General features: G+C 43.7%; 9 protein-coding genes. 7 read left to right on the top strand and 2 right to left on the bottom strand.

The features are described 5' to 3' along the window. Positions 1-45: 45 nt before the first annotated feature. On the bottom strand, positions 46-1110 hold the full coding sequence (gene mnmA, locus MC7420_RS31425) for a tRNA 2-thiouridine(34) synthase MnmA (protein ID WP_044210831.1): 1065 nt from the start codon (positions 1108-1110) through the stop codon (positions 46-48). A gap of 503 nt (positions 1111-1613) precedes the next feature. Between mnmA and MC7420_RS31420 the strand changes: the two genes are divergently transcribed. From MC7420_RS31420 to MC7420_RS31400, 5 genes are all read left to right on the top strand, one after another. Then, positions 1614-2678 (top strand): GGDEF domain-containing protein, encoded by a 1065-nt coding sequence (locus MC7420_RS31420; protein ID WP_232231825.1) that lies wholly within the window; start codon positions 1614-1616, stop codon positions 2676-2678. A 255-nt stretch (positions 2679-2933) separates the two neighbouring features. Next, on the top strand, positions 2934-4265 hold the full coding sequence (locus MC7420_RS31415) for a sensor histidine kinase (protein ID WP_006105722.1): 1332 nt from the start codon (positions 2934-2936) through the stop codon (positions 4263-4265). 537 nt (positions 4266-4802) lie between these two features. Beyond that, positions 4803-5507, top strand: a complete 705-nt coding sequence (locus MC7420_RS31410; RefSeq protein WP_044210827.1) for a DUF433 domain-containing protein — start codon at positions 4803-4805, stop codon at positions 5505-5507. Then, positions 5504-5848 carry a PIN-like domain-containing protein gene (locus MC7420_RS31405; RefSeq protein WP_006105714.1) on the top strand — a complete coding sequence of 115 codons (345 nt, stop codon included), beginning with the start codon at positions 5504-5506 and terminating at the stop codon, positions 5846-5848. The genes MC7420_RS31410 and MC7420_RS31405 overlap by 4 nt, the downstream gene beginning before the upstream one ends. A 317-nt stretch (positions 5849-6165) precedes the next feature. Next, entirely contained in the window at positions 6166-6858 is a 693-nt protein-coding gene (locus MC7420_RS31400; protein ID WP_006105779.1) for a carbonic anhydrase, read from the top strand. 132 nt (positions 6859-6990) lie between these two features. Here the strand turns inward: MC7420_RS31400 and MC7420_RS31395 are convergent, their stop codons facing one another. After that, positions 6991-7233: a hypothetical protein gene (locus MC7420_RS31395; RefSeq protein ID WP_006105755.1), complete on the bottom strand. Its 243-nt coding sequence runs from the start codon at positions 7231-7233 to the stop codon at positions 6991-6993. A 332-nt stretch (positions 7234-7565) separates the two neighbouring features. On the opposite strand from MC7420_RS31395, the gene MC7420_RS31390 reads away from it, so the two are divergent. Beyond that, positions 7566-8342: an MBL fold metallo-hydrolase gene (locus MC7420_RS31390; protein WP_006105767.1), complete on the top strand. Its 777-nt coding sequence runs from the start codon at positions 7566-7568 to the stop codon at positions 8340-8342. A 96-nt stretch (positions 8343-8438) separates the two neighbouring features. Beyond that, positions 8439-9230, top strand: a complete 792-nt coding sequence (locus MC7420_RS31385) for a glutathione S-transferase family protein (protein WP_006105760.1) — start codon at positions 8439-8441, stop codon at positions 9228-9230. Positions 9231-9237: the final 7 nt, after the last annotated feature.

The raw sequence follows: 9237 nt of genomic DNA, 5'->3' as shown, positions 1-9237 counted from the left end.
CCTACAGAACAACCCCCCATATCCCAGACGTGCCATGGCACGTCTCTACACTGCATCCTGATTTCGTTCAATAATTCCACCGCCTAGCAGCATTTCCCCGTCATATAAGACGGCGGCTTGTCCGGGAGTAATGCTAAACTGCGGCTGATCAAAAATCAGTTTCATCCGATTCCCGTCTAGGGGAATAACCGTCACATCTACGGGATGACTGCGATAACGCACTTGCACAGACGCCTGAATTGGAGTCGTTGGCGGATGAATCGATATCCAATTGACTCGCCCCACGGTACAATCCGGTTGAGTTGCACTGGCGCGATCGCCAACAATGACTCGATTCGCCCCGGCATCAATCGCCACAACGTATAACGGTTCAGGTGCAGCAATGCCGAGTCCTTTGCGTTGTCCAATCGTGTAATGGTGAATTCCTTGATGCTGACCTAAGACTTTACCGTTAGTATCAACAATATCTCCCGTGGTTTGGGAAATATACTGATCCAGAAACGTTCGCATTGAACCATGGGACTCAACCAAACATAAGTCCTGACTTTCTGGTTTAGCTGCCGTCTTTAACTGATACTCAGCCGCCAGTTGTCGCGTTTGCGTCTTCTCCAGTTCGCCTAAAGGAAATATAGAGGCGGCGAGTAACTCTTGGCTTAAGTCATACAGGAAATAAGACTGGTCTTTATTAGAGTCTACCGCCCGCAGCAACTGATAGCGATCGCTCTTGGCATCATAGCGAATCCGCGCATAGTGACCCGTGGCAATTTTATCAATGCCTAACGTCTCCCGTGCATAAGCCAACATGGGACCAAATTTAACCGTTTTGTTGCACTGAGAACAAGGCAAGGGCGTGATTCCCGATTCATACCCCGAAACCAGATAATCGACGATATTTGCCTGAAAAACCTCACGACTGTCTACAATATGATGAGGAATGCCCAGTTGCTCACAAATAAACGCCGCATCGACCATTCCCTCAGAACAACATTGACCCTTACCTTTCATTAACCACAGGGTCAGACCAACGACTTCATAGCCTTGATGATGTAGGGTAGCGGCGGCAACTGAACTATCAACTCCACCGGATAGACCGACGACGACTTTCTTCATGACATGAATGGACAACTAATCCTTTTGAAACATCAATTGTTGATCTAGGCTAACATCCCCACCTGCTAAGTAGTCGGACTTTCATTCAAGTTGACGGTTGAGATTAGGCAACAGGCAACAGGCAACAGGTAACAGTAAGGGTTTGAGGCTTGTTAACATTTCTTCGTACAGCGGACAGAATTTATGTCTAGGTACTTATTTAGGGTTTGCTGCACAACCCAAAAACCATTAGCCAGTCATACCTGTAGTTCACTGCAATACAAATATTACCCTTTTACCATGGTTATCCTTGTTGCGTTGGATCTCGTACCTCAACCCAACCTACTTGCTACCCGTTTAGTCTTCTACTGATTACTTTTTAATAACCCAATCTTAACCTTGTTTTATTCGCTTAACTTAATGTAAATCTATTGAGCAAAACTGTATAATTTAAATCCGAACTTTTTACAAATCGGTGTTAAAATTTTATTTTTAACAGTTGCTAGAGAGAAGAGAGAACCCTTATGGATTCATCGATGTATTCTATACAACAGCCATCTATGCAACTTGAGACATCTTACCCAGAGATAAAACAATTGAGTGTAAATGCGACACTGCAAGAATTACCTCTCTATAATTTTCAATTTGAAGCGTCTCAACCTGGAGAGGAAGTGGCTCAGATATTCCAACAAAACCCTGTATTACCAGGAGTTATTTTAATTGAACAGGGGAGATTTATGGGTATACTTTCGCGGCGACGGTTTCTGGAACAGATGAGCAGTCCCTATGGATTGGAACTCTTTTTGCGGCGACCACTCAAATCATTGTATCGTTTTGCCCAGACTGAGGTGTTAGTTTTAACCGGGGATACCCAAATTGTTACAGCAGCACGCCATTGTTTAGAACGTCCTTCAGCTTTACTCTATGAACCAATCGCTGTGGAGTTAACCACCCAAACTTACCGCCTATTGGACGCCTATCAATTATTAGTGGCTCAGTTGTATATTCACGAACTAGCCACCCGGTTACTCAAGCAGCTTTATCAGGAGTTAGAAATTGCTAATCTGCAACTAGAGGAACTCGCCAAGTCTGATGGTTTAACGGGGGTTGCCAATCGTCGGCGATTTGATGACTATTTACAAACCTGCTGGAAACAACATTGTGTGGGAAACTCTTGGCTGTCGCTAATTATGTGTGATGTAGATTGTTTTAAATACTACAATGATACTTACGGTCATCAGGCGGGTGATGACTGTTTACGAGAAGTTGCATCGGCTATCCAGCGTCAAGTTAAGCGTCCCGCCGATTTAGTAGCGCGTTATGGGGGTGAAGAATTTGTGGTCATTTTACCCCTGACTCCTCTCGATGGTGCAACTCAGGTGGCTCAAGCGATTGCACAAGCGGTGCGGACTTTAAACATTCCCCATGCAACCTCTTTTGTGAGTCACTGCGTTACGTTGAGTATTGGCGTCGCCAGTACCATTCCTAATCCACGCAGATCACCAACAACCTTGACCGCAGCCGCTGATGCTGCATTATATCAAGCTAAATCAGCCGGACGCGATCGCGTGATTGTTTATACCCGTTAGCATTAATGCTGATGGATAACTTCAACCGTCTCTAGTTTATATCAGGGATTCTCTACTTAAATTGGATTAATTTCCCGTGTTCACTTGGTCTTTATTAAAGTTTAATCGTTTCTTAAAACGATATTAACGTTTCAGGGCATCTTTATTTTCTAGAATATTTCGTACAAACCAACTATTAAATCATTTTACAAACCATAAGACAAATAGTTGATTGTGGGTTTATATACAAATTAGAGGTTTAATTGTTATAGCATTATGGTTTCTCTTCAAGACTACTACCCCGACTTATGCGTCTTACCCCAAGCCGAGACCGCTAATCTGACCTTAGATTCCACTATCCGAGAACTTAATCTCTATCACTTTCAGGTGGAATCAGTTCAACCCGGTAGAGACGTGGCTCAATCGTTCCAATTAAATCCTCTATTACCCGGAGTTATTCTCACCCAACATAGAAAACTTGTCGGGATGATTTCCCGAAGGCAGTTTTTGGAACAAATGAGTAGTCCTTATGGATTGGAACTGTTCTTAAAACGTCCGCTGCACTCGTTATACCGCTTTGTCAATGCAGATATTTTAATCCTCAGAGGAGATACAAAAATAGTTGATGCGGCTCGCCGTTCACTTCAGCGTACACCAAAATTTGTTTACGAACCCATTATTGTAGAACTAGAGTCAGGAACCTACCGCTTGCTAGATGTGCATCAATTACTCGTGGCTCAGTCGCAAATTCAGGAACTCACCACCCAGCTTTTGCATGATCAAACTCAAGCTCAAATGATTCAAACCGAAAAAATGGCAAGTTTGGGACAAATGGTAGCGGGGATTGCTCATGAAATTAAGAATCCAGTCGGGTGTATTACCGGGAATTTTGAATTCTTAGATGATTATTGTGACAAGTTAATCGATCTATTGACAGCCTACGCCGCAGAAGTTCCAAAGCCATCAGAAGATTTAAGTCAACTCAAAGAAGATTATGAACTCGATTTTATCTTAGAGGATTTACCGAAAATCCTGAAAAGCATGAAATTAGGCTCAGAACGATTAACCAAAATTGTTGGTAGCCTGCAAAACTTCTCACACATGGATGAGTCGAGACATCAGTCTGCGAATATTCATGAGTGCATTGAAAGTACGTTAATTATTTTAAACAATCGACTTAAAAAAGGAATTAACATTATTAAAAATTATGATGAATTGCCATTGGTTAATTGTTCGTCGGGTCAACTAAGCCAAGTTTTCATGAATCTGATTAGTAATGCTATTGATGCCCTGACTGAAAAGGCAGAAAAAGCTGGGAATGGGTCTGGCTCATGGCAGCCTCAGATTGAAATTAACACTCGCCTGGAGCAACAGCATAAAAGGGACTGGGTTTTGGTAAAAATTAGTGATAATGGTTCAGGAATAGCACCCAATATTCAAGAGCGGATATTTGAGACATTTTTTACGACTAAGCCAGTCGGAAAAGGGACAGGATTAGGGTTAGCGATTACTCATCAAATTGTCACTGAGAAACATAACGGACAATTGTTAATGCAGTCACAGTTAGGGAAAGGGACAACCTTTGAAATTTTATTACCATTAGAGTAATTAATCTGTAACCATTGGATAACTATCTCGCGCCTGTTCGAGCTTCTGGAAAGCTTTCGGCTTCACTTTCATCTCACCACATGACAAGGGAATTGAGGGTCAGACAGGGTATGGAGTGTAGGGAAAAATTGAACTCTACTGGCGTGGCACAGCTAAAATGGTGACATAGATTTTATGATTAAATCGGGCGCACGTCGGTGCGCCCCTACGGTTTGGAGGATGTAAGGCTAATCCACCAATTAGGTGTGCCACGCCACTACTAGAGCGTCGGTAAGCGTAATAGCGGTTTGTTGAGACGTTCCACGGTTACATCTCTAAAAAAAAATTTGTAGCTTGTTGTTACAGTTTTTTTGGAGGATCTCCTATCGATTTCGATTACTGTGTCACCCCTTCAGGTGTGTTAGCCCAGCTTAACTCACCATTACCACTATAGATAGCGTAGCTGCGTAATTCCTGAGTATTTTTACCTTAAGGATTTAATAAAATAGAGACATTTAGGCTTAAAATAAAAACAGATAAAGGTTAAACAACATCACAATGATTGATATTTATGGCGGTAAAGACCCACGCGATATTCCCACTTACTCGGCTGGGGACGCATCCCGCTATCTGAATATACCCTACTCAACCATTCGGTCTTGGACAGTCGGCTATCAATACAAAATCACAGACGGCAATAAACAATTTGAACCCGTCATCGACATTAAGAAAAGAAAACCCTTAACCCTGACATTCATCAACCTAATTGAAATTCATGTTCTCAGAGCTATCCGCCAACATCATCACATCGACTTAGCAAAAGTTAGAGCGGCATTAGATTACATCAACGAAAAAATTAATATCCACCATCCCCTCGCACATCAAGAATTTTATACAGATGGTGTTGATTTATTTATTGACCATTATGGCTCTCTTATCAATGCATCACAGGATGGTAAAAAGACCCTAAAAAATGCCTTAAAAACCCACTTAGAAAGAATCGAATCCGATGATAAAGGTTTAGCCATTAAGCTATTCCCATTCACCCGCAATCAAGAAGAAAATAACCCATGTTTTGTCGTGATAGACCCGCGTGTCGCCTTTGGTAGAATGGTCATTGCAGGTACAGGAATTCCTGTAGATGTCATTGGCGAAAGATTTTATGCTGGTGATTCTCCCCAACAGCTTGCCCATGATTATGAATGTGAAATCGATAAAATCGAGGAAGCTATACGCTGTGTGAGTCGCCCCGTTGCTGCATGAATCTCAAGCCAAAAACAACCGTCTTTTTCATTGATCGCTGCTTAGGAAAACATCCCATCCTAGAAATGCTGAAAGAAACAGGGGTTAGCGTCGAAATTCATGATGATCATTTTCCACAAAATACCTTCGATCAAGACTGGATACCACAAGTTGGAGAATGGGGTTGGATCATCCTAACAAAAGATGCACGCATTGCTAGAAATACCCTAGAACGCCAAGCTGTAGCCCGTGCAGGCATTCGGATGTTCACCCTTGCCTCGAAAAAACTGTCTGGAGAAGAAACAGCGATTGCCTTTCGAGATGCCTTACCATCTATGCTGAAATTCATTTCAGAAAATTAGGCTCCCTTCATTGCAAAACTGTATAAAGATGGCAAAGTGGTGGCTTGGAAAGACGCCACCGACTTACTTGATGAAATTGAGTCTTGAAACCATTGCTAACCAATAATTTCGATACTTTCCGTCAAAAAATGCTTCCCTAACGCGGACTGAGTTATAAGGGGATTTGTTCTTGGTTCCTCTATTGAAGGAGATCTCCTTGTCTGCGGAGTCCCTCCATCCCCCTGTCAGCCTCAACTCTCAAAATAAATGCGTGACAACTTACGCTTGTGTGGGATCATAGACAATGATGTCCCCTTATCTTGTGGAAAAGTTGATCGATGAAACAGTTAATCCAGGGTCTGCATGAGTTCCAGACCAATTATTTTACAACGCACCGGGAGTTATTTGAGTTACTTTCTCAAGGACAACATCCGCGAGTTCTATTTATTACTTGTTCCGATTCCCGGATTGATCCCAATCTGATTACCCAAACCAAACCCGGGGAAATGTTTATCATCCGTAATGCGGGGAATATTATTCCTCCCTATGGAGCGACGAATGGCGGAGAAGGTGCAGCCGTTGAGTATGCTATTCATGCATTAGGTATTGAAGATGTGATTGTTTGTGGTCATTCCCACTGCGGCGCGATGAAAGGATTGCTGAAACTCAGCAAATTGGAAGAGGATATGCCAATGGTTTACGAATGGCTCAAACACGCGGAAGCAACGCGGCGGATTATTAAGGAACATTATCAAAGCTACGAAGGGGAAGACCTACTCAATGTGTCTATTCAAGAAAATGTTCTTAACCAATTGGAAAATTTACGCACGTATCCGGTAATTCAGTCTCGACTTAAAGCCGGAAAATTGCAACTCCATGCTTGGGTGTATGAAATTGAATCGGGAGAAGTTATGGAATATAACCCGGTTCAAGGTCAGTTCATACCACCAAGAACCCAATTTGCTAGAGCCACTTGGATTACGCCAGAACAGCAAGAGCGTATCTTTAAAGGCTCTTATAATGCTCATTAGGTGTAATTCGTCCTTTGTCAGTGGAATAGATTTTACCATTGAATCGGGCGCAAAGCTTTGCGCCCCTACAGTTGCTGGGTATGAGCCTAATTGATCAAATTAGATGTGCCATACCACTACAAATGCGTGATTTTAGTCGGAAGAGTCAATTAGTGCCTTAATGACGCCGATTTTAGCTTGGGAGACTTTTGACCCTAAGGTGGGATTAGTCGAACCAATAAAATATTCTCCAGTTGGCAGATAATGTAAGGCTAATTCAGGATAGGTAATAATCTCCCAATCTTTATAGATTTCGGTCTTTTCATGACTATGGCTGGGTCGATTACTTTCGTAACACCAGCCGGCGGCAAGTAATTTTTCGATTAGGGTTGACATGGAAAATCAGCTAATTAATTCTCGGATAGAAATTTCGGGAAGCTGTCATGCATTTACATTGGGTATCGATGAATGATACTGACTGAGCCTTGGTGGGTTGAGCGAAGTCGAAACCCACCCTACGGTAGGGTTTAAATGCTCAACAGTTCCTACTAGCTTTTGGTAGATTTCCCTGTATTCGTTTCTACCCTAACATTCGTCATTTGTCTTATGTCAGGGAACACGAAGCGTTTTGAGTTAATTTCTCCAGCTTCCCCATCTCCCCCCAGACAACGGGCAGAAACTTTAAGAAACTTTACAATTGGGAGAGATGACACTATAGTCGGACTGCCATGCACCTAACCTACTTCGGCGCCAATAGCTGGCTACTCGAACTTGGGCAAAAACACATCCTGATTGATCCCTGGCTTGTGGATTCCCTAATCTTTGGCAATATGCCCTGGTTGTTCAAAGGCGACAAACCTCCAGCCTTGGATGCGCTTCCTGATCAGATAGACTTGATTCTGCTATCTCAGGGACTCGATGATCACGCCCACAAACCTACCTTGGAAAAGCTGGACAAGACGATTCCCGTCGTGGGTTCAGAGAATGCAGCAACGGTGGTGAAAGAGTTGGGCTATACTCAGGTGACGCCGTTAGCCTTTGGTCAAACCTTCACCCTCGCTGACCAAATTGAAATCCGCGCCTTACCAGGGGCACCGATTGGTCCTTTTTTGCAGGAAAATGCCTATCTGGTCAAACAGTTAGAGAGTGGTACAAGTCTCTATTATGAACCTCATGGGTATCCATCGGAGCAGTTAAAAGAGTATGCTCCCATCGATGTGGTGATTAGTCCCGTGGTGACGTTGGAATTACCTGTGCTGGGACCGATTATCCAAGGGCATCGTACCGCACTGCAACTGGCACAATGGGTGCAACCCCAAGTGTTTCTACCCACAGCCGCCGGAGGTGGAGTTCAGTACGAGGGAATGTTAGATTTCCTGTTGAATCAGGTTGGTAGTCTGGAAGAGTTGCGATCGCAACTGGCACAGCACAACCTATCCACTCAGGTGATTGACCCTCAGCCAAAAGAAGCGCTGGAACTTAACCTGACACCTCAAATGGCTTAGTATTCTGCACATTACTGTCCTGGGTTATTGGTTCAATTGAAGCAATTCCCAAGGACAAAGGACAAACGATCAAACTAAACCCTAAGGAGATAAATCATGTTGGAACTGTATCAATTTGAAATGTCGCAGTTTTCGGAAAAAGTGCGGCTGATTCTCGATTACAAAGGGCTAGCCTATCGCAAAATTGAAGTCACTCCCGGAATCGGACAGCTAGACTTGTATCGCCTATCGGGTCAACGGCAAGTCCCGGTTCTCAAAGATGGAGATACCGTCATTGCTGATTCGACTGCGATCGCGATGTACTTAGATCGCAAGTATCCCGACAAGCCCCTAATTCCCACCGATCCCCACCAACGCGCCCAATGCTTGCTGATGGAAGAATGGGCAGATGAATCCATTGGTGTCAAAAGTCGTAAAGTCTTCTATGGGGCATTAAGTCACAATCCCAGCTATCGCACATCAGTATTACCCAAAGATACGCCAGATTTCTTCAAAACCGTTCTGGGCGGTGTTCCCGCAGAAGTGTTTGAGGTTTTGGGGATTGGTTTCGGTTGCAGTGCAGACGCCCTCAAAGACGCCAGAGACAGCCTGAAGCAAGACTTAGAAGCCCTCAGCTTAATTTTGTCCGATCGCCCCTATCTGGTCACAGACAGTCCCTGTTTAGCTGATTTTGCCGTGGCTGGGGTTAGTTTACTGCTGAAATTTCCCGAAGGTTCCTATCTGGATTTGCCTGACTCCCTGAACGGGAAAGGTATTCCTGGTTTAGCCGATAGTAGCATGTATCAAACCTTCTTCGACTGGCGCGATCGCCTCTATGCTGAGTATCGCACGCCATTGACCACAACGGGAACCAGCGATTCGCAACCAACCTCTATTGAGATTGAATAAACATCAG

The organism is Coleofasciculus chthonoplastes PCC 7420, from assembly GCF_000155555.1.
GTDB classification, from domain to species: Bacteria; Cyanobacteriota; Cyanobacteriia; order Cyanobacteriales; family Coleofasciculaceae; genus Coleofasciculus; species Coleofasciculus chthonoplastes_A.
Note: the sequence above shows the minus strand (reverse complement) of the source record. Positions and strands in the feature narration are given on the sequence as shown.